At 29.3% G+C, this 22,940-nt stretch carries 23 protein-coding genes; 10 read left to right on the top strand and 13 right to left on the bottom strand.

The features are described from left to right. Window positions 1-698: 698 nt before the first annotated feature. Entirely contained in the window at window positions 699-1,082 is a 384-nt protein-coding gene (locus tag MC378_RS04960; RefSeq protein ID WP_242177618.1) for a hypothetical protein, read from the bottom strand. Between the two features lie 128 nt (window positions 1,083-1,210). Beyond that, a complete protein-coding gene (locus MC378_RS04955; RefSeq protein ID WP_242177617.1) occupies window positions 1,211-2,023 on the bottom strand; it encodes an RDD family protein in 813 nt (270 codons plus the stop codon). 22 nt (window positions 2,024-2,045) lie between these two features. Between MC378_RS04955 and MC378_RS04950 the strand changes: the two genes are divergently transcribed. The 8 genes from MC378_RS04950 (at window position 2,046) to MC378_RS04915 (ending at window position 9,854) form a co-directional block, all read left to right on the top strand. Next, complete coding sequence (locus tag MC378_RS04950; RefSeq protein ID WP_242177616.1) at window positions 2,046-3,011, top strand: stage II sporulation protein M; 966 nt, start codon at window positions 2,046-2,048, stop codon at window positions 3,009-3,011. Then, entirely contained in the window at window positions 3,011-3,748 is a 738-nt protein-coding gene (locus MC378_RS04945; RefSeq protein ID WP_242177615.1) for a hypothetical protein, read from the top strand. The genes MC378_RS04950 and MC378_RS04945 overlap by 1 nt, the downstream gene beginning before the upstream one ends. Next, window positions 3,745-4,956, top strand: coding sequence for a DUF4350 domain-containing protein (locus tag MC378_RS04940; protein WP_242177614.1), 1,212 nt, complete (start codon window positions 3,745-3,747; stop codon window positions 4,954-4,956). The genes MC378_RS04945 and MC378_RS04940 overlap by 4 nt, the downstream gene beginning before the upstream one ends. A 5-nt stretch (window positions 4,957-4,961) precedes the next feature. Continuing rightward, on the top strand, window positions 4,962-6,005 hold the full coding sequence (locus tag MC378_RS04935) for an AAA family ATPase (RefSeq protein ID WP_242177613.1): 1,044 nt from the start codon (window positions 4,962-4,964) through the stop codon (window positions 6,003-6,005). A gap of 148 nt (window positions 6,006-6,153) precedes the next feature. After that, complete coding sequence (locus tag MC378_RS04930) at window positions 6,154-7,410, top strand: DUF58 domain-containing protein (protein ID WP_242177612.1); 1,257 nt, start codon at window positions 6,154-6,156, stop codon at window positions 7,408-7,410. Between the two features lie 49 nt (window positions 7,411-7,459). Further along, window positions 7,460-7,795: a hypothetical protein gene (locus MC378_RS04925; RefSeq protein WP_242177611.1), complete on the top strand. Its 336-nt coding sequence runs from the start codon at window positions 7,460-7,462 to the stop codon at window positions 7,793-7,795. 112 nt (window positions 7,796-7,907) lie between these two features. After that, on the top strand, window positions 7,908-9,119 hold the full coding sequence (locus MC378_RS04920; RefSeq protein ID WP_242177610.1) for a multidrug effflux MFS transporter: 1,212 nt from the start codon (window positions 7,908-7,910) through the stop codon (window positions 9,117-9,119). Between the two features lie 30 nt (window positions 9,120-9,149). Beyond that, window positions 9,150-9,854 carry a pseudouridine synthase gene (locus MC378_RS04915; protein WP_242177609.1) on the top strand — a complete coding sequence of 235 codons (705 nt, stop codon included), beginning with the start codon at window positions 9,150-9,152 and terminating at the stop codon, window positions 9,852-9,854. A 29-nt stretch (window positions 9,855-9,883) separates the two neighbouring features. Here MC378_RS04915 and MC378_RS04910 read toward each other — a convergent pair whose 3' ends face one another. The 5 genes from MC378_RS04910 to MC378_RS04890 form a co-directional block, all read right to left on the bottom strand. Then, window positions 9,884-10,066, bottom strand: coding sequence for a CPXCG motif-containing cysteine-rich protein (locus MC378_RS04910; protein WP_242177659.1), 183 nt, complete (start codon window positions 10,064-10,066; stop codon window positions 9,884-9,886). A 1-nt stretch (window position 10,067) separates the two neighbouring features. After that, window positions 10,068-11,075, bottom strand: coding sequence for an NADP-dependent oxidoreductase (locus tag MC378_RS04905; RefSeq protein WP_242177608.1), 1,008 nt, complete (start codon window positions 11,073-11,075; stop codon window positions 10,068-10,070). Between the two features lie 88 nt (window positions 11,076-11,163). Next, a complete protein-coding gene (locus MC378_RS04900; RefSeq protein WP_242177607.1) occupies window positions 11,164-13,155 on the bottom strand; it encodes an alpha-ketoacid dehydrogenase subunit alpha/beta in 1,992 nt (663 codons plus the stop codon). A 106-nt stretch (window positions 13,156-13,261) separates the two neighbouring features. After that, on the bottom strand, window positions 13,262-13,741 hold the full coding sequence (locus MC378_RS04895) for an Lrp/AsnC family transcriptional regulator (RefSeq protein WP_242177606.1): 480 nt from the start codon (window positions 13,739-13,741) through the stop codon (window positions 13,262-13,264). Window positions 13,742-13,830: 89 nt separating this feature from the next. After that, a complete protein-coding gene (locus tag MC378_RS04890; RefSeq protein ID WP_242177605.1) occupies window positions 13,831-14,880 on the bottom strand; it encodes a M14 family zinc carboxypeptidase in 1,050 nt (349 codons plus the stop codon). Between the two features lie 348 nt (window positions 14,881-15,228). Here MC378_RS04890 and MC378_RS04885 point away from each other — a divergent pair, with 348 nt between their 5' ends. After that, window positions 15,229-15,576, top strand: a complete 348-nt coding sequence (locus MC378_RS04885; protein WP_242177604.1) for a helix-turn-helix domain-containing protein — start codon at window positions 15,229-15,231, stop codon at window positions 15,574-15,576. Window positions 15,577-15,719: 143 nt separating this feature from the next. On the opposite strand, the gene MC378_RS04880 is transcribed toward MC378_RS04885, so the two are convergent. The 6 genes from MC378_RS04880 to MC378_RS04855 form a co-directional block, all read right to left on the bottom strand. Beyond that, the gene (locus MC378_RS04880) at window positions 15,720-16,601 is read right to left on the bottom strand and encodes a bile acid:sodium symporter family protein (RefSeq protein WP_242177603.1); all 882 of its coding nucleotides are present in this window, start codon (window positions 16,599-16,601) and stop codon (window positions 15,720-15,722) included. A 61-nt stretch (window positions 16,602-16,662) separates the two neighbouring features. After that, a complete protein-coding gene (locus tag MC378_RS04875; protein ID WP_242177602.1) occupies window positions 16,663-19,104 on the bottom strand; it encodes a M1 family metallopeptidase in 2,442 nt (813 codons plus the stop codon). A gap of 126 nt (window positions 19,105-19,230) precedes the next feature. Continuing rightward, window positions 19,231-19,776: a DUF4252 domain-containing protein gene (locus MC378_RS04870; RefSeq protein WP_242177601.1), complete on the bottom strand. Its 546-nt coding sequence runs from the start codon at window positions 19,774-19,776 to the stop codon at window positions 19,231-19,233. A gap of 62 nt (window positions 19,777-19,838) precedes the next feature. Next, entirely contained in the window at window positions 19,839-20,357 is a 519-nt protein-coding gene (locus MC378_RS04865; protein ID WP_242177600.1) for a DUF4252 domain-containing protein, read from the bottom strand. A 39-nt stretch (window positions 20,358-20,396) separates the two neighbouring features. After that, complete coding sequence (locus tag MC378_RS04860; protein WP_242177599.1) at window positions 20,397-20,831, bottom strand: hypothetical protein; 435 nt, start codon at window positions 20,829-20,831, stop codon at window positions 20,397-20,399. Further along, window positions 20,818-21,327 carry an RNA polymerase sigma factor gene (locus MC378_RS04855; RefSeq protein ID WP_242177598.1) on the bottom strand — a complete coding sequence of 170 codons (510 nt, stop codon included), beginning with the start codon at window positions 21,325-21,327 and terminating at the stop codon, window positions 20,818-20,820. Before MC378_RS04855 ends, MC378_RS04860 begins: the two co-directional genes overlap by 14 nt. Window positions 21,328-21,482: 155 nt before the next feature. On the opposite strand from MC378_RS04855, the gene MC378_RS04850 reads away from it, so the two are divergent. Continuing rightward, window positions 21,483-22,940: a S41 family peptidase gene (locus MC378_RS04850; protein ID WP_242177597.1), complete on the top strand. Its 1,458-nt coding sequence runs from the start codon at window positions 21,483-21,485 to the stop codon at window positions 22,938-22,940.

Here is a 22,940-nt window from a genome sequence, read left to right as displayed (position 1 = left end):
AAATAAAATAAATCTAGATTTTTGGTGCTGTTCTTCAATAAATAAGAACAGAGAAAATAACATCCAAATTTTTAGTGATATTCATAAAAAAAAGAACAGAAAAAAAGCACTATAAAAACATCCAAAAGGTAAAATATTATGTTAAATAGAGTACTTTCAAAAAAGCCCTAAAAAAACCAAAAAAAAGAACCCCAAAATAGACCTTCAAAGTAGTCCCATAGCAACGTCATAGCAGCGTCATAGTAACGTCATATCAACGTCATGGTTACTGCACCTAAAAATCACCTCAAAATCAGAGGTATTTTACACTCAAAAAACAGCATTTTTTAGCCACAAAAAATCAAAGTTAAAAACAACCAAATTTCACAAAAACCTTTCAAATTCAGAAACATAAAAAAACCAGCAAAATACACCCCAAAATAAAACAGATACACAACAGAATTCAGCAGCACAAAAAAGAGAAAACACACCAACCAATACCATATTACAAACAAACAATTACTAAAGATCCCAAAAAGCTAATTACACGTATATACAGCTCAATGTCAAAACAATATTACTTGTATTATAATTTATATTATGTTAAATAGTATTTTTAACAAACTGTACTAATCATAAAATATCTTATATAAAACAATAGGCTCTATAATTGTATTCAAACAATGATAAAGCCTATTACAATACTATGGTCAAAAAAGCTATTCCAACCAATTCAAAAAATACGTCATCATTTCTTCTATCAATTCATAATGCATTTTAATATAAGTACGCATATCATCCATTAAAGGTTGATGGTCATCATGAAATTTTGGTTCTAATAATTCATAAGAATCAGGAGAACTCAATAAAGCAATCTTGTGTTTACAGCGGTGTTTCAATTTAGAAATAACATCCTTCTCTATCATAATCCTGTTCTGAAACTGCTCTAAGGGTACAGAAGTACTCTTACTATAACCTCTTGCGGCAATCTCTTCTAGTTTTTCTTCAAACGTATCCATTTCAGATAAATGAAAACGCAATTCCCTTCTCCAAGTTTCTAAATTAAATTTTAAATCACTTAAGCGTAGTACTTTGGTGTGCATGTTTTGGGGTGTTTAAGTTAAAACTCTTGTAGGTAAAATACTTACCAATTTTAGACCTCTAGATCCAGATATAAAATTAAAGCCTTATCTTCTTAAAAAACATGATTTTTGTTAGGTTCTATCAAAAATTACATATTTTGTGTATAAAAATTATAATCCTTTAAAATCGCGTCTATAAACTCTTTGTCTGTAGTGTGTTTAGACTTTATACCCGTTACTTCTTGTATTTTAGAACGTAGTTTTATCAAGGTCTTATAGTCATTATGTTTACTGGCAACTTTAAACGTTTCTTTTATAATTCTTGCATCATTATCCGTCAACTTTACCACATTAGGATACGTAGGTATATAATCTTCTTTAATATCTTCTAAAATAGTTTCAGAAAATTGGGCTTCATCTTTGGTATTTATGACAACAGTATCTGCTATAATATCTCCAAAACGCTGGTTTTTATCGGTAAAAAGAATCAATACAAATCCTACCAACTTACCAAATATAAAAATGAGCATCAGCAACATATAAAGGCTAGACAAACCTAAAGATGCCATATAAATATAGATCAGAGAAAACAAATTAAAATCAACAATACGCAAAAACCAACGGATAATATAATCCGTTGTAGAAGGTTTAAATCCATCAACATTAATAACCCTAATCTTCAAAAGCTTTTTACCTATAGTCTGTCCATTCATTAGTATTTCAGAATACAATGAATAAAAAGTAATAGGCAAAAAAACCAAAACATCTATTGCTTTTATAGACCATTGGTCTCCTTTTAAAGAATCATTAAACAAATTAAAGTCAAATACGGCTATTATAAAATAGATATAAGCAAACTTTAACAAGTTATCTACTAAGAATGCAACTAGCCTTTGACCAACATTAGCCAAGGTAAAATTGATGTTTACATTTTGTGCAGTTTTTATTTGGAGTGTTTTCATGCAATGGTTAAATTCGCTCTTAATGAGAGAGGTCGCTTTTATAAAGCAAAATAAAGAAAAATGGCTCGAATTTGAACAACTAATTTCAAATAAAGAGAAAAAAAGTCCAGATGCCATAGCCAACCTGCATATAAAAATCATGAACGATTTGGTATATGCACAAACCTATTACCCAAAAAGTAAAGTTACCATATACTTAAACAAACTGGCTAAGTCTAGTTTCGATAAGGTATACGACTCTAAACGTAGAGATACAAATGTGTTTCTATACTTTCTTTTCGACAAAGTACCACTCCTCTCCTACAAATACAGAAAATACATTTATTTGTCTTTCATTTTCTTTTTCATTTGCTTTTTTATAGGATTACTTTCTACTTTTAATGACGAAAATTTTGCCAGACAAATCCTAGGAAATCATTATGTAGACACAACTTTAGAAAACATTAGCAACGGAGACGCCATGGCTATTTACAAAAGCGGTAGCAACTGGGGTACTTTTATTGGCATTTACGACAACAACCAAAGAGTAGGTTTAAACATGTTCCTTTCTGGTTTGTTTGTTGGTATTGGTACCGGTTTTTACATTGTTTACAACGCCATCATGGTAGCTGTTTTTCAAGCATTCTTCTATCAACACAACAGTTTGTTCGATAGTTTAAAAGGAATTTGGATACACGGTACTTATGAAATCTTCGGAATGATTATAGAAGCTGCTGCGGGTTATATTGTGGGCGCAAGCATATTATTTCCTGGAACCTTAAAACGTTTTCAGTCTTTTAAAATCGGAGTCAAAGAAGCCTTTTATATATTTATAAGCACCATTCCTTTTACCATATTTGCGGCTTTCTTAGAAGGATACATTACCAGATATTCTAATACAATGCCTACAATATTTTGCTTTGCAATTATACTTTTTAGTTTCATTACAATTAGCTATTATTATTTGGTTTTACCTTTTAAAGTGGCTAAAAAACACGCACTACGTTAATGAAAAAGCACTTATTTTCTCTCTTTTTAGTAGCCGTAGTACTCACAACTTACTCGCAACAGAATTCAAAAACTGTCATAGAAACAAAGGCAAATACAGATACTATTGTCTACAACAAAACCACTAACTTTTCTTCTAAAAAAGAGTTTAAAGATAATTTAAAAGAAAAATACAACAGCAAAGACTTTCATTATACAGAAGAAGAAGAAAAGGCACAACCCAAAGAAGAAGAAAACAACAAGCCCTCTCCTATTTCCAAGGCTATTGTGGCTGCAATACTCTTTTTCTTTAAAAACATATTTCCTTTTCTATTAGCAGCTGTTTTAATACTAATCATTCTAAAAACATTTGTAGGCACAGACCCAAGCTTCTGGAACTTTAAACGAAATAAGAAAAAAGTAGCAGAAAAGTTAATTTTCCAAGAAGAAGACATTCACGAAATAGATCTAGATACCTTACTTAAAAAAGCAATACAGCAAGAAAACTTTAGATTAGCCGTAAGATATTATTACCTTTCTATATTAAAAAAGCTATCTCAAAACAAACTCATAGACTATCACAAAGACAAAACCAACTCAGAATACCTTTTCGAAATACAAAACAAAGACATTAGAAGTCAGTTTTCTTACCTTTCTTATGTATACGCTTACGTTTGGTACGGAGAGTTTCCTATAGAAGAAAACAAATTTAAAGTAGTAGAAAACAAATACAAATCTTTTTTTAAATCAATTAGTTGAAAAATACAAACTACATAAAAATAGGAATTCTATTACTCATAGTGCAGTTAACTAGTTGTAATAAAACTAACTGGAACGAGTCTTTTAGAGAAAAAGATAAAAACCCTTTTGGTACTTACATACTTTACAACGAAGCAAAAGACTTTTTAAATACCAATGATGTGGTGTATTTAAAAGAAAATATTTACGATTATTTATACAACAATTACAGTACCACTTCTAAAGATTTTGGCAACTACATTTGTATAAAAGACAATGCTTATAAAATTACAGATTCTGGGGTAGACAACCTATTATCTTTTGTTTCTGATGGTAACAATGCGTTTATTTCTTTAAATACTTTTAGTAATTACTTAAAAGAACAGCTAGACTTTACTACAAACAATCTAGACAAACAAGTTTACAAAATAGCAGACTTAAAAAAACGTAAAGGAAACTTTTACTTAGAAAATGAGGCCTTTAAAAACAACACCTATGCTTTCGATAGAAACATTCAAAGAAATTACATTGTAAAATACAATACCAATAAAACAATCGTTTTAGGTACCACAGAAATAGACGGAGAAAAATTACCTAATTTTATAAAAATATACCACGGTAAAGGAGCCATTTATATACACACCAATCCAATAGTTTTTACCAATTATTATTTATTAAAAGACAAAGAAACCTATACAGAAAATGTGTTTTCTTACCTAAACAATATTACCGTCCTTTGGGATCCAATGTCTAAATATAGCAAGTACTCAAACAAAAGAGAAAAAGACAATACATCAGTATTTAAGTTCTTTTTAAAACACAAAACACTTACCTGGTTTCTAATAGTCTCTTTTGTGGGGCTACTCCTATTTATGCTCTTTAACGCCAGAAGAAAACAAAGAGTCATCCCCATAATACATCCTCTACAAAATACAACAGTGGCATTTACACAAACCATATCTAGTTTGTATTTAAAAGAAAACGATCATAAAAACCTTGTCGATAAAAAGATTGCCTTTTTCCTAGAAAAAGTAAGAACAAAATATCTGTTAGATACCTCTAACTTAAACGCAAGTTTTATAGAAAAGTTAGCCGCAAAATCAGGAAACAAACTACAAAACATAAAATACTTAATCAATTCTATTATTGCATTAAATAAAAAAGTAGAATGCTCAGAAGAAAATCTACTAGTTTTACATAAAATGATAGATAATTTCTTTAGAAAATAAAATATATGGAAACACCTAACAACAACCCAAAAACTACCGAAAATACAGAAAACAAGGTAGTTACAGATGCTCAAGAGCAGATAGAATTTACCAGTAGAATCGATTTATCTCAATTACAAGAAAGCGTTTTTAAAATCAAAAAAGAACTGCAAAAAGTAATTGTAGGGCAAAAAGATATGATGGATTTGCTAATTGTTTCACTTTTAGCCAACGGGCATGTACTTATAGAAGGGGTTCCTGGAGTAGCCAAAACCATTACAGCTAAATTATTGTCCAGAACCATAGATGTAGATTTTAGTAGAATCCAATTTACGCCAGATTTAATGCCTTCAGACATTCTAGGTACTTCTATCTTCAATGTAAAAAACTCAGAGTTCGAGTTTAAAAAAGGACCAATTTTCTCTAACATGATTTTAATTGATGAAATCAACAGAGCGCCAGCCAAAACACAAGCAGCACTCTTCGAGGTAATGGAAGAAAAACAAGTAACCATAGATGGTAAAACCTACAAAATGAACGAACCTTTTGTAGTACTAGCAACACAAAACCCTATAGAACAAGAAGGTACATACAGATTGCCAGAAGCTCAATTAGACCGTTTTTTATTCAAAATTAACGTAGCCTACCCTAATGCCGATGAAGAATTAGAAATAATTATGAAAGAGCAAGCATTAGAAAACACTACTAAAATGGAGCAAATAAAAACAATCATTTCTGGTGAAAAAATAGTCGAATATAGAGCTCTTGTCAATCAAATAAACATAGAAGAAAACCTATTAAAATACATTGCCAACATTGTAGTAAACACACGTTCTAATTCATTCTTATATTTAGGGGCATCTCCAAGAGCAAGTATTGCTATTTTAGGAGCTTCTAAAGCTTTTGCCGCAATCAATGGTAGAGACTTTGTAACTCCAGAAGATATTAAAAGAGCTACAATTCCGGTGCTACAACATAGAGTTATAGTAACTCCAGAAAGAGAAATGGAAGGTTTAACAAGCAAACAAATCATAGAACAAATTATAGAGGCTGTAGAAATCCCTAGATAAAAAAAGAGGCTTCTAGCCTTTAGTTTTCTACTAACCGCCAAAAGCCAACAAGCAAATAGCACAAAAAACATTGAAACACTTTTATAACACTTTATTTTTAAACAATAGGTTCTTCTATATACTAGGAGCAATTGCAATACTCTTTGTAATGGGCTTCTTTATACCCATATTTTTCGAAATCTCTAAAGTGTTGCTTTTTATACTCGTAATATTAACACTTATAGATGTTTTTATTCTTTACAAAACAAAAAATGCCATAACTATCCAAAGGTTTTTACCAGAACGTTTGTCTAATGGCGATAATAATAAGATTTCTTTAAAAATAAAAAGCGAATACCCTTTTGTGGCAAATCTATCATTAATAGAAGAATTACCTTATCAATTCCAAAAAAGAGACTTTTTCTTCAATCAAAAGTTAATAAAAAAAGAAGAAAAAACAATCCATTACAATTTAAAACCCAAAGAAAGAGGTATTTACTTATTTGGTTGTATCAATGTTTATACAAGTTCTCCCCTACAATTAGCTACCAAAAAATATATCTTAGGACAAGAAAAAGAACTAAAATGCTACCCGTCTTTTTTAAAGTTAAGAGAGTTTGATTTTAAAGCATTCCAAAATCAATCGGTTTCTTACGGAACAAAAAAAGTACGAAGAATTGGTCATTCCTTAGAATTCGAACAGATTAAAGAATATGTTGCTGGCGATGACATCAGAACTTTAAATTGGAAAGCAACTGCAAAAAGCAACCAATTAATGGTAAATCAATATGTAGAAGAAAAGTCGCAACCCGTATATTCTATTATAGATAAAGGAAGAGCAATGCAAATGCACTTTAATGGTTTAAGCTTATTAGATTATGCCATAAATGCCACATTAGCAATTAGCAACGTAATTCTTAGAAAACAAGACAAAGCTGGAATGTTGTCTTTCTCTAAAAATTTAGAAGACTGGGTAGTCGCAGAAAAAAGAAACTCTCAAATGAGTTTAATATCAGAAGCACTACATACCATCAAAACAGATTTCTCAGAATCAGATTTTAGTACGCTATACACCGTTATTAAAAGAAAAATTACCCACAGAAGTTTATTAATTGTATACACCAATTTCGAAACCATGGATGGTTTAAACAGGCAACTACCTTATTTAAGAGCCTTAGCAAAAAACCATTTGGTCTTAGTTGTATTCTTTAAAAATACAGAATTAGATTCCCTAATTACTTCCAAAGCAAAGAACATTCAAGAAGTTTATGATAGCATCATAGCAGAAAAATTCATGTACGAAAAAAAGCGTATAGTTAATGAATTAAAAAAATACGGAATACAATCTGTACTTACAAAACCAGAAGATTTAACAGGAGATACCATAAACAAATATTTAGAATTAAAATCTAGAGGGCTTTTTTAAATGATTTCCTTACTTTAGCTGTTCATACTAACTAACTAATTAATATATTATGAGTAATTTAAAATTAAAACTAAAAAAGGTTGATGCTGTAAAATATGGTATTATTACAGGGGCAACTATGGCACTATTGTCTTTTATCATGTTATCTATTGCTTTCTTATTTACTAGCTTAATAGGATTAGGTTCTGATGCAGGTGCTCTAGGAGCTATATTTGGTGGCGGTATCATTATGATTATCTTAGCACCTATTTTATACTTTATTATAGGCTTTATTGTTGGATGGATTGGTGCCATCATTGTAAACTTTATTCTAAAGAAAACAGACGGATTAAATCTTGAGTTTGAAAATACTGGTTTAGATATTAACCAAATAGGAAATGAATAAGATTTCCCTTATAAAATAAAAGAGAGCTGCAGTATTTGCAGCTCTTTTTTTTGGCCTTTATTTTAAAGATCTTTTGCTACTTATTACACGAATTAAAACTACTTTTGTTTCCATGGAAATTAAACAAAAAACCGAGTTAGAATTTATAATAATTATGGCTTCTTTAATGTCTTTAGTGGCATTATCTATAGACGCTTTATTACCTGCGATTACAGACATTAGTCTATCTATCAATGTTACCGATCAGCAAAATAACCAGTTATTAATTACCATGATTTTTTTAGGGTTGGGATTCGGACAATTAATTTCGGGTCCACTATCCGATAGTTTTGGAAGGAAACCAGTTATTTATGTCGGTTTTATCATTTTTGCAATGGCCAGTTTGGTGTGTATTTTTGCAAATAATTTAGAGATGATGATTTTTGGTAGAATCTTACAAGGTGTTGGTCTTTCTGCTCCAAGAACTATAAGTATAGCAATGGTTAGAGACCGGTTTAGTGGAAACTACATGGCAAAAGTAATGTCTTTTATTGTCGTTATTTTTATTCTTGTTCCCGTTGTTGCGCCTGCAATAGGTAAAATTATGTTAGACTTATACGGTTGGAAATCTATCTTTTATAGCCAATTGCTATTTGGATGTTTTGTAATGGTTTGGTTATGGAAAAGACAACCCGAAACACTAAAACCAGAAAACAAGAAAAAATTTAAATTCTCTCTTTTTATAGATGGTACTAAAGAATTTATAAAACATAAAGATGCGGTAATTTTTACTTTATTTTCTGGCTTTATTACTGGATCTTTTATGGTATACCTAAGTGCAAGTCAACTAATTTTTGAAGAACAATACAATTTAAAAGAAGAGTTTCCATTTATTTTTGCAGGTCTTGCAATTGGTATTGGTATAGCTACTTTTCTAAACGGAACCTTAGTAGTAAAATGGGGAATGTCTAAATTAGTAAATATTTTTACCATTGTTTTTACAATAATACCTGTAATTTATATTTTTATGTATACAGGCAAAAGCAACCCTAGTATCTATGTTTTAGTTGCCTTTTTTTGGATACAATTTTTTGCATTAGGTTTTTTGTTTGGTAACACAAGAGCTTTAGCTATGAATTCAATAGGTCACATAGCAGGTATTGGAGCTGCAATAAATGGGTTTGTATCTACTATTATGGCAGTTCCTATTGCCACATATATTGGAGGCTTTTTAAACAATACTGCTTTACCTTTATTTATTGGTTTCTTTATTTGTGGGTCAATTTCAATACTATTAATTCAGTATTTAAATTTCTCCAATAAAAACAAAGCAAAAAATCAATAAGAACCCTATTTTTGACTATAATTTATAATAATGAATTTAGAAATCATTTTTGAAGATGCATATATTATTTGTGTAAACAAACCTAATAATATGTTAGTACATCATGCACATCATTCTAGAAATGTTGCAGATGAAACATCTTTGTTACAATTAATTTTTCAAGAAACTGGTTTAAAAGTCTACCCTATTCATAGATTAGACAGAAAAACTTCAGGTATTATTTTGTTAGCAAAAGAAACCCATTATGTTTCTAAATTTCAAGATTTATTCACAACCAATGAAATTCAGAAAATATATTACGGAATTGTTAGAGGTTACTCTCCTACTACAAAAATCATAGATTCTCCCGTAAAAGGACGTGATGCAAATGTACATAAAGAAGCATTAACACATTTAAAAACCTTAGAACAAATCACGTTAAACATACCCGTAAAACCCTATGATTCATCACGCTATAGTTTAGTAGAATTAGTACCAAAAACAGGAAGAATGCATCAATTAAGAATCCATATGAACAAAATTAGCCATCCTTTAATTGGAGATGCAAAATATGGTGATAAGAACCATGATATGATGTTTGACGAAAACTTTGGTTGGAAAAACATGTTTTTACATGCAGGAAAACTAGAATTTAAACACCCTTTTACTTCAGAGGATGTATTATTAAAAGCTACATTTCCAGTAGATTGGAAGTCTTTGTTTGAAAATTTTGACTGGGAAAATCCGTTACAATAAGAATCCTGTTTTTACAGGATTCTTATTCTTTACTGTTCTATAGATTGTGCGTGAAAAGAGATTAATTCTCCTTCTTCAAAAATTGATGTAATCTCTATTGGGTTACAACAAACTTCACAATCTTCAATATATGTTTGTTGATATACGCTTGCATCTAAAAGCATTGAAATACGCTCCCAACAATGTGGACATTGAAAAAAATGTTCCACTATATTATTCTTCGATTACTTTTAAAACAAGTTTCCCGTTTTTTTCTCCAGAAAATAGTCTTTGGTAAGTTTCTTCAAAGTTTTCAATTCCTTCATAAATATCTTCTCTAGATTTTAGTTTTCCTTCTTGCATCCAAATTCCCATTTGTTTTGCTGCAATAGCATAATCTTTCACATAATCCATAACTACCATACCTTGCATAGTAGAACGTGTTACCAATAAAGATAAATAATTACTTGGTCCACTAATTTTAGATTTGTTATTGTATTGAGAAATTGCTCCACAAATAACCACTCTTGCATGCATTCTTAATTTACTTAAAGCAGCATCTAAAATAACTCCGCCTACATTATCAAAATAAACATCAATTCCTTTTGGACATTTTTTCTTTAAAGCAGAATAAATATTTTCAGATTTATAATCAATGGCATCATCAAAACCTAATTCATTAATTAAATAATCACATTTTTCTTTCCCCCCAGCAATACCAATTACTATACATCCTTTAATTTTAGCAATTTGGCCAACAATACTTCCTACTGCACCAGCAGCACCAGAAACCAATACAATATCACCATCTTTAATTTTACCCACTTCTGTAATACCAAAATAGGCTGTCATTCCAGGCATACCTAAAGTACCAAGATACATTGGCATAGGAGCTAAACGCTCATCAACTTTATACCAACCATCTCCATTTGTTACAACATATTGTTGTACACCACCCCAACTAGTAACACAATCTCCAACTTCAAATTTAGGATTCCCATTATTTTTAATAATTTTCCCAATAGAACCCGCTCTCATAACATCATCAATGGCTACAGGAGGAATGTATGATTTTGAATCATTCATCCAACCACGCATTGCAGGATCTAAAGAAACATAATGCTGCTGAATTAATATTTCTCCTTCTTGTAATTCAGGTACAGGATTCGTTTCTAACTGCCAAGTATCTGTATCTGGAGTTCCAATTGGTCGTTTTTTAAAGATGATTTGTTTATTCTTCATTTCTAAGGATTTATTTTGATGCTTTAAATATATTACTTTTAAGGAAAAAAAATGTACTAATATTTACAGAAATAAATCAATTTTAAAATTAATATTGATATAATTTAAGGATTTCTTCTTGTAATTTATTTTTAGATAAATATTGTTGTTCTAAATCCGATTGAAAAGGAATTGGTGTTTCTAAGCTAGCCACTCTTTTTACAGGCGCATCTATAGATTGAAAACAGTTTTCTGTAACTAGTGCAGAAATATCACTAGCGATTCCACCAAATAAAGAATCTTCTTGTACTACCATTACTTTACCCGTTTTTCTAACAGATTTGTAAATTGTTGTAACATCTAAAGGCTGTAATGTTCTTAAATCAATTACTTCTGCAGAAATTTCTGGTAGTTTTTCTAAAGCTTCTAAAACCCAATGAACTCCTGCTCCATAACTAATTATAGTCATTTCTTTACCTTCTTTTAAAATAGCAGCTTTTCCAATTTCTGTAGTAAAATATCCTTCAGAAACTTCCTGATAAACAGATCTATATAATCCTTTATGTTCAAAAAACAATACAGGATTTGGATCATTTATTGCTGCGGATAATAAACCTTTTGCATCTTGAGGAAAAGCAGGATAGATTACTTTTAAGCCAGGAGTCTTTGTAAACCAAGCTTCATTTGTTTGACTGTGAAAAGGACCTGCTCCTACTCCTGCTCCACAAGGCATTCTTACTACAACATCTGCATTTTGATTCCATCTATAATTTGATTTTGCTAATAAATTAACAATCGGATTAAAACCCGACGATACAAAATCAGCAAATTGCATTTCCATTACGGCTTTCATTCCGTTTACCGATAATCCGTATGCTGCAGAAACAATAGCAGATTCACAAATTGGTGTATTTCTAACCCGCTCTTTACCAAAAGCTTCAACAAAACCATCTGTAATTTTAAAAACACCACCATACTCTGCTACATCTTGCCCCATAATTACCAAATCATCATGTTTTTCCATAGATAACTTTAATCCATCCGAAATAGCATCCACAAAACGAATATTATTTTTGGTTGATGAAGCTTTTGTTTCTTGATAATTAAAAGGTTTAAAAACATCATTTAATTCTGTTTCTAAATTCGGAACAATTTTTTCTTCATCAAAAGCAATTTGAAGATTTTTATTTATTTCATGGGTAATTTTTTCTTTATAAGAAACTTCTATAGTTTCTGTAAGAATTCCCTCTTGTTTTAAATATTCTTGAAAATTTTCTAAAGGATCTTTAGCTACCCAAAAATCCATCAAATCTTTGGGTACATATTTTGTTCCACTAGCCTCTTCATGTCCGCGCATTCTAAAGGTTTTAAACTCTAACAAAACAGGTCTTGGCTTTTTACGAATGCTTTCTGCAATTTCAGAAACCTTTGTATATACTTCCAGTATGTTATTTCCATCAATAATGTGGCTTTCCATACCAAAACCAATTCCTTTGTCTGCAATATTTTTACATTTAAATTGTTCTAAAATTGGGGTAGATAAACCATAGCCATTATTCTCTACACAAAATAAAACAGGTAAATTCCAAACAGCTGCAACATTAAGAGCTTCGTGAAAATCACCTTCACTGGTTCCTCCTTCACCGGTAAAAACAGCGCAAATATTATTATTTTTCTTTAGTTTGTTTGCTAATGCAATTCCGTCTGCAATTCCTAATTGTGGGCCTAAATGAGAAATCATTCCCACAATATTATATTCTTGTGTTCCAAAGTGAAAACTTCTATCTCTTCCTTTTGTAAAACCATTCATTTTTCCTTGCCATTGAGAAAATAATCTATGCAAAGGAATTTCTCTAGTAGTAAAAACTCCTAAATTTCTATGCATGGGTAATATGTATTCTTCTTTTTGCAATGCCAGAGTAACTCCTACAGAAATTGCTTCTTGACCAATTCCAGAAAACCACTTAGAAATTTTTCCTTGACGCAATAAGATAAGCATTTTCTCCTCTATTAATCGAGGTTTTAACATGCTTTTATATAAATGTAATAAAGTAGATTTGCTTATTGAGGAATTTGAAGTAAATTCAATTTTTGCTGCCATAAATTATAAATTTCATAAAGATAACAAACATAACAATAAAGAATATTATACCATAAAAAAATCCTTATCATTTCTGATAAGGATTTATATTATAATTTAATGCTTTTTATAAATCTTTGAATATAGCATGCATCATTCTTTTCTTGTCATTAATACTTTCTTCTAAAGCAATCATAGTCTCTGTTCTTTTAACTCCAGGAACATCATCTATTTGATATATAATATCTTTTGCATCGTTTGTTCCTTTTGCTCTAACTTTACAGAAAATATTATACTTTCCTGCAGTTACATAAGCTACTGTTACATTAGAAATTTTTCTTAAATTTTCAATAACACTTTGTGTCATTGATGTTTTTTCTAGAAACACTCCAACATGTGCTATAAATGAATAGCCCATTTTTTCGTAGTTTAATGTTAAAGTAGAGCCTTGAATAATACCTTCATCTTCCATTTTTTTTACACGAACATGAATGGTTCCTGCTGAAACTAATAATTGTTTTGCAATATCAGTAAATGGAGTTCTTGCGTTTTCAATCAAGATGTCTAAAATTTGATGATCTATTTCGTCTAGGGTAAATTTTTTCATATTTTTTTTGAGTATTATTCAATTAATACTGCAAATTTATGATTTTAATTTAATTAAAGCATAATAAACCTAAGAAATATTTAAGAAAATTATTCGTCGAAAACGATTTCGCTATGTCCAATTTTTGTTTTGCTTACTTCTTCTTCAACTTTTATCAAATTTGAAACGAGTCTGTTAGCAATAATTTTATCTTCATATTGAAATGCTATATCATTTTTAGGATTTGAATATCTATGTATAACATCATAAAATATTTTATCATTATTAGGAATGTTAAAATATTCTTTATAGGTATTGAAGTTTGATGAAGATGCAATATGATAAAGGCCTTGTAATATAGAGTAAAAAGTAAATTTTCTAGAGTCTTCTCTAGTGTAGTCATTAATATAATGACCAGACTCTATTAAAATGGTGTTATATCCTAATTTTTGAAAATTATCTCCTGTTGCAGTTGGATAGAATTCATCTGTATATCTACCTACAAAATCAGGAATTATTTGTTGTAACATTTTATTCATAGCAACAATAACATTCATGGTTTGTTTTCTACCTTCTGTTATTGTTCTGCTTACTTCTTCTGAAGGTGCTAAAAAAGATATTGTTGCAGGATTCTTTGTTCCTTCTACTCCAAAAATTGTTCTTTGATCGTGTAAATTAAAACAGAATTGAGGATTAAAATCTTCTAGAACACTTCTTAAAAGTTTACTTTCTTTGGCTATTTTTTCTACAGCATCCCTATTTAAATCTATGTTGTTTGCATTTACTCGAGTATATGCTTTAGCTCCATCAGGATTTAGCATTGGAATAAACAATAAAGTACATTCAATTAAAATAGTTTTTAACTCATCTTTATTAGAATTGGAAAAACAATTAAATAAGTCGAACAATGCTTTTGTTCCAGTACTTTCATTTCCGTGCATTTGAGACCATAAGAAAACTCTCTTTTTACCAGTACCTATTTTTAATTGTAAAATTGGCCTGCCTTCTTCAGAGCTTCCTATTTCTGAAATTTGAAAGATTTTATTGTGCTTATTAAATAAATCTTTAATGTCTTTAAATGTAATCCACTTTCCAAAAAGGGTATTTTCTTTTTGTTCTTTAAATATTGTTTCTAAAAAATCTGTGGATAAAATCTTCATGCTAAATATTTTTCTAGTAAATAACAAAAATAGACTATTCACAATTGTCATCAAACTAAAAGATTACAATTGTAAACTGTAAACATGTTACAAATGTAAATTCAAAAATCAAGCTTAATTGTTACTTTTGTAAACATATGCTTTTTATAAAGCAACTTGTGTAAATTGTTTAATTTCATTGAATTGATTTTATTTATACATGAATTTCAAAAATCTATATTTCAATCACTTACGTATTTTATATAAAGCTTATATTTAACTAATAAGAACGTAAAATATCGATTGTTTTAGAATTGTTTTGTTATTGATTTAAGATACTTTACATTTGTATACCTTTACCAAGTTACAATGATAAACACTTTAGAATTTACTTCTCGTTTAAAAAAAGTGATGGATTTTCATCAATTATCAGCCTCTTTATTTGCTGATAAAGTTGGAGTGCAGCGTTCTAGTATTTCTCATATTTTGTCTGGAAGAAATAAACCTAGTTTAGATTTTATTTTAAAAGTTACTTCAGAATTTAATGATGTAGATATTCAATGGTTGTTAAATGGCAAAGGAAGCTTTCCTAAAAAAGAAGAAAAGAACACCACTTCTGCTCCATCTTTATTTGCAACGAATTCTAATGACGGAAAAACAATACAGCGAATTGTAGTATTTTATAATGATGGTACTTTTGATGAATACATGAAATAAATAGAAAAAGTATCATGTATTTTTTACCGCTTAAAATCAATAACAGAACAAGCATAATCAATTCAATAATTGATGTAAAAGAAATTTAAGTGACATAATCCCACTTAAATAAAATAAGAGCTCCTAAGTTGTGAGATAAAAAACTATTTAGATTCTCCTATAGTTTTCCTTTTTGATAATTGCCACATTAAAATTCCTCCGGTTATAAACATCCAGATAGAATAAGCTGCCGTAGGTATCCCCATTTCTATGTTATTTAGGATGGTTGTAGCAATTACAAATGCCAGCGTTCCGTTTTGTATCCCACTTTCAATTGTTATTGAAATTGCATTTTTTATGTTTAAATTAAATAATTTAGCTGTTAAATAACCAACTGCCATAGTAACTACATTTAACAACAAAGTAACCAATCCCACCTCTTTCATTGCTGTTCCTATCAACTTAAAGTTTGCTGCCAAAACAGCGATAAAAACAAGAATAAAAATAATTGTAGATGCTATTCGCATTGTTTTTTCCATTCTATTGGCAAATTTTTCTCTGTATTTACGAATAAACATTCCTATAGCAATAGGAATAACAGTAATTACCATTATTTGTAAAATTGTATTTAAAATAGGTAGCTTAATTGTAACATTTGTATCTGAACCAAAATAGGACAATGCATAAGACAAAATAAAAGGTATGGTAAGCACACTTACAATACTTGCAATAGCGGTAAGTGTTACAGATAAAGCAATATTCCCTTTACAAATTTGCGTTATTAAATTACTTGTTGGTCCACCAGGACAAGTTGCTAAAATCATTAATCCTACAGCCATTACAGGACTTAAATTAAAGACTATTGCCAACGAAAAACCAATAATAGGTAAAAGTAATAGTTGATTTGTAAGTCCTATTAAAATAGCTTTAGGATATTTAATGATTCTTGTAAAATCAGAAAGAACTAAAGTCATTCCCATACCTAACATAATAATCGCTAGAGATAATGGTAAAAAAATATTACTAATCAATTCGGCAGCTGTCATAGATTATTGTTTCATGAAATTCTATGCGAGCTAAGTTAAAAGAAATAAATTAAATAAAAAATTACAATAGTTTTGCCATTGCTTCTTTAATAATTTCTGTATTTCTATCTCTATTAGAGGTATTTTGTTTCTTTTGATCTTGTATCATAGTACGCATTAAATTAATGACAACCTTATCAAAATTAAACTGTTTATATTGATTTCCTTTTACAACCATATCATCGACTAAGTTTTGAATAGCTTCTGAATTTTCACTTATAGAAATTTGTTTTAATGCTTTTTGATAAAGTACTTTTATAGCATCATCATTAGACAAAAACAAGCCAGAAACTACATTTTTAGCAATAAAAGGCAATTCCTTTTCATCATTTTCTTCAATAAAAATTCTAGTCAGAGGTGTTGCTAAAATTTGTCTAACTTCATCTGGCAATTGTTTAGATTTTGTTATTGCCAATTGTTTGTCTACATAATACATAGCAACTAACGCTTTTCCTAACACAGAATACGATTTACTCTGCAAAGCTTTTTCAAAAATTGGCTTTAACTCCGGATCTGTTAATTTTCCTAAAGTATAAATTGCCGCAGCTTGCACTAATGTTTTCTCATCAGAATTGGCCATTTGCATAATTTTATGAATGGCATCTTTTTTAGAAAATTTATTAATTAAATCTATTTTTTCTAATGCAAGGATTCTAATTTTATAAGCCTTATCATTCATAGCAGCAACAACTGCATTAAATGCATCTTTATCGTCTTGTTTTTTAGCAACTTCTATTAATGCCTCTCTTCGATGCACATAATTATCTGCATTTTTTAGTTGAAAAATATAATCACTTAAAACTTTGTTTTCTGTGATTTCGCAAATCAATGCTCCATCTGCATTTACTTGAATTAATGTTGGCTGTTTTGTGTACGGAAATGAAAAAGAAGCATCTTTACCTTCTACAAAAACAGTGTGCCTTCTTCTCTTATTTCCTTCAAAAATATCAATTGCAAAAGGAAATTTAAACGATTTACCTTGTAATTGAATAATATTTATAGTTACTGTTTTTCTTAAAGTATTATAATCATAAGAGATTTCAATTTTAGGATATCCTCCTCCAAAATACCATTGATTAAAAAACCAGTTTAAGTCTTTTCCTGTAATTTTTTCGAAGATTAAACGCAGCTGATGCACTTCTGCCGTTTTGTATTTATATTCGTTTAAATAAGTTTTTAAACCTTCAAAAAAAGCATCATCCCCTAAATATTTTCTTAACATATGTAAAATAGCTCCACCTTTATTATAGCTTACTAAATCAAACATATCTTCTTTGTCATCATAATTAAAACGAACTAAATGTTTGTCGAAATTTTGACCATTCATATAAGATTTCACTTCCTCAAATAAGTGCATTTCAGCTTCTACTTTTCCATATTTATGTTCTCTCCATAAATATTCACTATAATTTGCAAAAGACTCATTTAACGTAAGATTAGACCAGCTTTCTGAGGTTACTAAATCTCCAAACCAATGATGAAATAACTCATGCGCAATCGTGTTTTCTTGCTTATTCTCATCAATTAGTTGCCCTGGCTTTTGATAAGCCTGTTCTCCATGAATTACAGCTGTTGTATTTTCCATTGCTCCAGAAACATAATCTCTACCAACAATTTGACTGTATTTATTCCAAGGATACTCTACTCCTAAGATTGTAGAAAAGAACTCCATCATTTCTGGAGTTTTACCAAAAATATCTTTAGCATAAGGTGCGTATTCTTTTTCTACATAATAATCTACGGGTATATTTTTATAGGAATCTTTAATAATTTCATATTCACCTACTCCCATAAAAAACAAATATGGAGCATGTTTTTGTTCAAACTTCCAATAATCTGTTCTATTATCTCCTTTTTTAATTTGATTGACGAGTTTTCCGTTAGAAAGTGTTACATATTTATTAGGAACAGTTATATAAATTTCTTGTGATGTTTTTTGATTCGGGCTATCTATTGTTGGAAACCAACAGCTACTTGCTTCAGTTTCTCCTTGTGTCCAGATTTGTGTAGGTTTATTTTTATCTGCTCCATCTGCATTTATAAAATACAAACCTTTAGCATCTGTTATGGCAGCGCTTCCTTTTTGTTTAACTTTTTCTGGACGCGCGGTATACTTAATATAAAGGGTAAATTCTTCGTTCTTTTTGTATTCTTTTGGTAAATCAATAATCAGTTTAAAATCATCATAATTAAAATCTAATTTTCTGTTATTCATAGAAACATTGTGAATAAGCATAGATTTTGCATCTAAAGTAATTTTACTTGTTGTATAAAAATGAGGTTTAGCGGTAATCCAAGCTTCACCATTTAATTGTTTTTCTGCAAAATTAAAATCTACTTTTAATTTTGTATGCACTAAATCGTGAATTTTATCTTTTTCTGCCCTATATAAATTAGAATTTTGCGAAAAACTAACAAAAGTTAACATCACAAAAGATATAAACAGGAATTTTTGAATTTTCATAATCGTCATTTTCTTTAAAGTGTCAAAAATAAGAAATTAAAATAGCGTAGTTGTTAATGAGCAGTTAAAATGAAAAAGCTGTAACTTCTTAAGAAATTACAGCTTTTAATACAGTAAGTTTGAAATTTATTTCCCTTTAAAAATAGCGCTAAATTGTTCTAAATTAAGATTATCAGCATCTACTTTTATACTGTTCATCATTTCTATAATTTTTGCTGGATTCATGTTTTCTCCAAGTAATCTTGCAACTCCCACTCCAGATTTTTTACTATAAGCAAAAGCAATAACTTCGTCTATTGATTCTGTACTTCCTGTATAATAAACTTTTACATTCATTCCTTTTGCCTTCATAGACATTAGGTTTTTGTATCGATTATTATCTTCAAGTATATTTTTTAGTTTTGCTTTTTCAGTTTCATAAGCAGTTGTGTTATCCGCTTTTTTTGGTAAAAAGGCAAAATTAATTTTCTTAATGCTCTTAATAGTTTCTGTAACTTCTTTTGAAACATCTGCTTTTGCAGAAAGCAGCGAACTAATTGGTAAATCTCCTGTATAAAATCCTTCTTTCCCGCTAGTATCTACCAAATAGGTTTGTAATGATTTTTCTTTTTTACAAGAACTTGCAAAAACCATTACAAATACCAAAGAAAGAATTGTAGTTATCTTTTTCATGTTATATGTTTTAAGTTAGAAAAAATCGAGTTATTTAAAACTCGATTTTAATAGTACTAGTTTTATTTTTTATTACCGTCTTTCACAAACGTATCTGCTAATTCAGACATTTTATTGATATCTATATTTCCTGTTAAAGAAACAATTATTGCCTCAGAATTTCCTTTTGTTTTTTTATCAATACCTTTTATAAACATCAATACTTCACTCACATAATCTTTGTTTTTTGTTGATTTTACGTAAATTTTTATACGTGAATCATCTTCTTTAATCCTCATTAATTGAGTTAGGTTTTGTTTTTTGATTGCAGAAATAACCATGGCATCCATTTTGTTTGCTAAAGATTTATTATCTGTAGAAAACATTTTGAATTCTTTTAAATCTTGAATCATTTGAAAGACTTTCATTCCTTCATTATCTTCGATACTAACATTCTTGAATTTAGAAATTAGTTCAAAAGCATCTTTGGTTACTACCACCATATCTATTCCATCTGTATCTTCTAAGGTGTCAAAAAAAGATTGTGCACTTGTTGCTATTGGCGCAACTACTAGCGCTATTAATATTGCTATTTTTTTCATAATTTATCTATTTACTTGGTTTTACTATTTTACTTGGTTTTATTTTAATATTTTTTTTACGGTATTTTCATAAGTATATAAGGTTGCTACTGCTTGCTCTCCTTTTTGAAGGTTTGATGATAAAAGCCTTAATCCTTTACTTATTTGCTCAAATTGTCTTTGCGCCTCTTGTCTTTGTAAGTGTGTGTCATATTGTTGTTTTCCAACAAATACACTAAACAATAATACTACTGATGCTGCTACAGATAACCATTTTAAGTTTTTCTTTTTAAATTTCTTAGGTTCTAACTGAATGGTTTTTGTATACGTTTCATCTTTGCTAATAGTAAAATAATTAAACATGTACTCGTATTCTTGCAAATGTGGTGCAACATCACCTCCTGTAAAATAGTTTCTTAAGGTTGTTTCTTCTTGCAAAGTAGTTTCTGCGTCTAAGTATTTTTGTACTAATTTTTCTATGTTAGCTAACTCCATAGTTGTGTTTTTTAATTAATGCTTCTCTTATTGTTTTTCTTGCTCTAGATAACGCCACTCTTACTGCCGTAGGTTTCATATCAACCATTTTGCAAATTTCATCAAAATCATATTGTTCAATATCTCTTAATTGAATAATAATTTTTTGTTGTTCTGGCAAATCTTCTATCAATCGGTGTACTTGGTTTACACTATCTCGATGTTCTATCTTCTTATCTAAAGACGTTTCTTTTTCTTTATAATTACTATGAACTAAAGTTAAGTTACTTGCTTGTTTCGATTTTAATCTATCATAACAATAATTTTTTGTCATGGTCATTGCAAAGGCTTCAACATTTTTATAATCAGCAATTTTTTCTTTGCTTCTCCATAGTTTAAACAACAGTTCTTGCGTAGCATCTTCAGCTTCTTCAGTAGAAACCAAAAGTCTTTTTGCTAATCTGAAGACTTTGTCTTTAAACGGTAAAACAACTTTTAAAAAGTCTGATTGGTTCATTATTACGGTTGATTTAATTTGTAAAGCCTTTTCTTTTTATCGGGTTTACATTATTACGACGATGTACAATAAATTTTGTTACATCATATTCTTAAAAATAATACTAAATATGTTTAAATTGCGTTAAATTTATTATAATAACTATACATTTTTACATGAGGAATTTTTTAAAACTTATTAGTTTATCATTATTTATTTCCATTTTCACAAGCTGTTCTAAAGAATATGAAGTTCCTCAAGACCTTATTGTTCATGATTTTGTTTGGAAAGGTTTAAACGCATATTACTTGCATCAAGATCAAATTGAAGATTTATCTGATCTAAGATTTCATTCTGATGAGCAATTAAATAGTTATTTAAGTTCATTTCCTGATTATCAGACTTTGTTTTCTAGTTTATTAGTTTCGGGTGATACAAAATCTACTTTGATTGAAGATTACAATACTATTGAAGAAAACTCAGTATTAAGAACAGATTTCACCAACGGTGTTGAGTTTGGTATAATAGCAGAACCAGGCAGTTCAGACAATGTTTTAGCTTACGTAACGCATATTCTACCTAATTCTGATGCTTCTTCTAAAAACATTTTAAGAGGTGAGTATTTTTATGCTGTAGATGGCGTGCAATTAACTAGAGCAAATTATCAAAACATCCTTTTAAATGGATCTGATAATTTCACTTTAAACATGGCTAATTTTAACGGGACTATAGTTACCCCAAATGCAAAAACAGTAGCTTTAGAAAAACAAAACTATACATACGAACCTATATTTTTAGACAAAATAATTACTATTGGGGCAGACAATATTGGGTATTTAATGTATAATAATGATTTTTCAAAGATTTATATAAATAATTTAAATAACACCTTCTTAAGTTTTAAAAATCAATTTGTTAATAAATTAATAATTGACTTAAGATATAATATTGGTGGAGGAAGTTTTGCTAAAAACATCTCACAAATTGCGAATATGATTACTGGGGAATTTCCTGATGAAGTTTTGATAAAAGAAGAATGGAATTCAAAATCCCAATCTTGGTTTTTAGCAAATCAACCTGATTCATTAATCACAAAATTTTCAGATAAGTTAAATGCCAATACTAATTTTAACAGCTTAAAAATAAAAGACCTTTATATCATTTTAAATGGAGAAAATTTTTCAGGCTCTTCTGCAGTAGAATTATTGGTAAATAGCTTAAGTCCATATATTAATGTGCATTTAATAGGGAATCAAACTTCAGGGAACAATACTGGATCTATTACTTTATACAACTCTAATGATTACGATTTTGGTTTAAGAAACATGACACATACTGTTGCTTTACAGCCAATAGTATTGAATTTTTTAAACAAAGACAATCAAACCTATGAAAACGGATTTACACCAAATATCAATTTATGCTCAAATGAAGACGTTATCAATTTAGGTGTATTAGGCGAAACTTCAGATCCTATTTTAAATAGAGTTTTAAATTATGTTTCCAGTGGAAATACAGGTATTAGCCCTATTTGTAACCCTAATAGTTTTGATTATTTATTCAATAGTATAAGTCCTAAAAGAGAAATAGACAATGGTGTATTTATCAAACAAAACTTACCTAACACATATTAA

The sequence above is a fragment of the Polaribacter marinus genome, from assembly GCF_022662535.1.
Classification (GTDB): domain Bacteria; phylum Bacteroidota; class Bacteroidia; order Flavobacteriales; family Flavobacteriaceae; genus Polaribacter; species Polaribacter marinus.
Note: the sequence above shows the minus strand (reverse complement) of the source record. Positions and strands in the feature narration are given on the sequence as shown.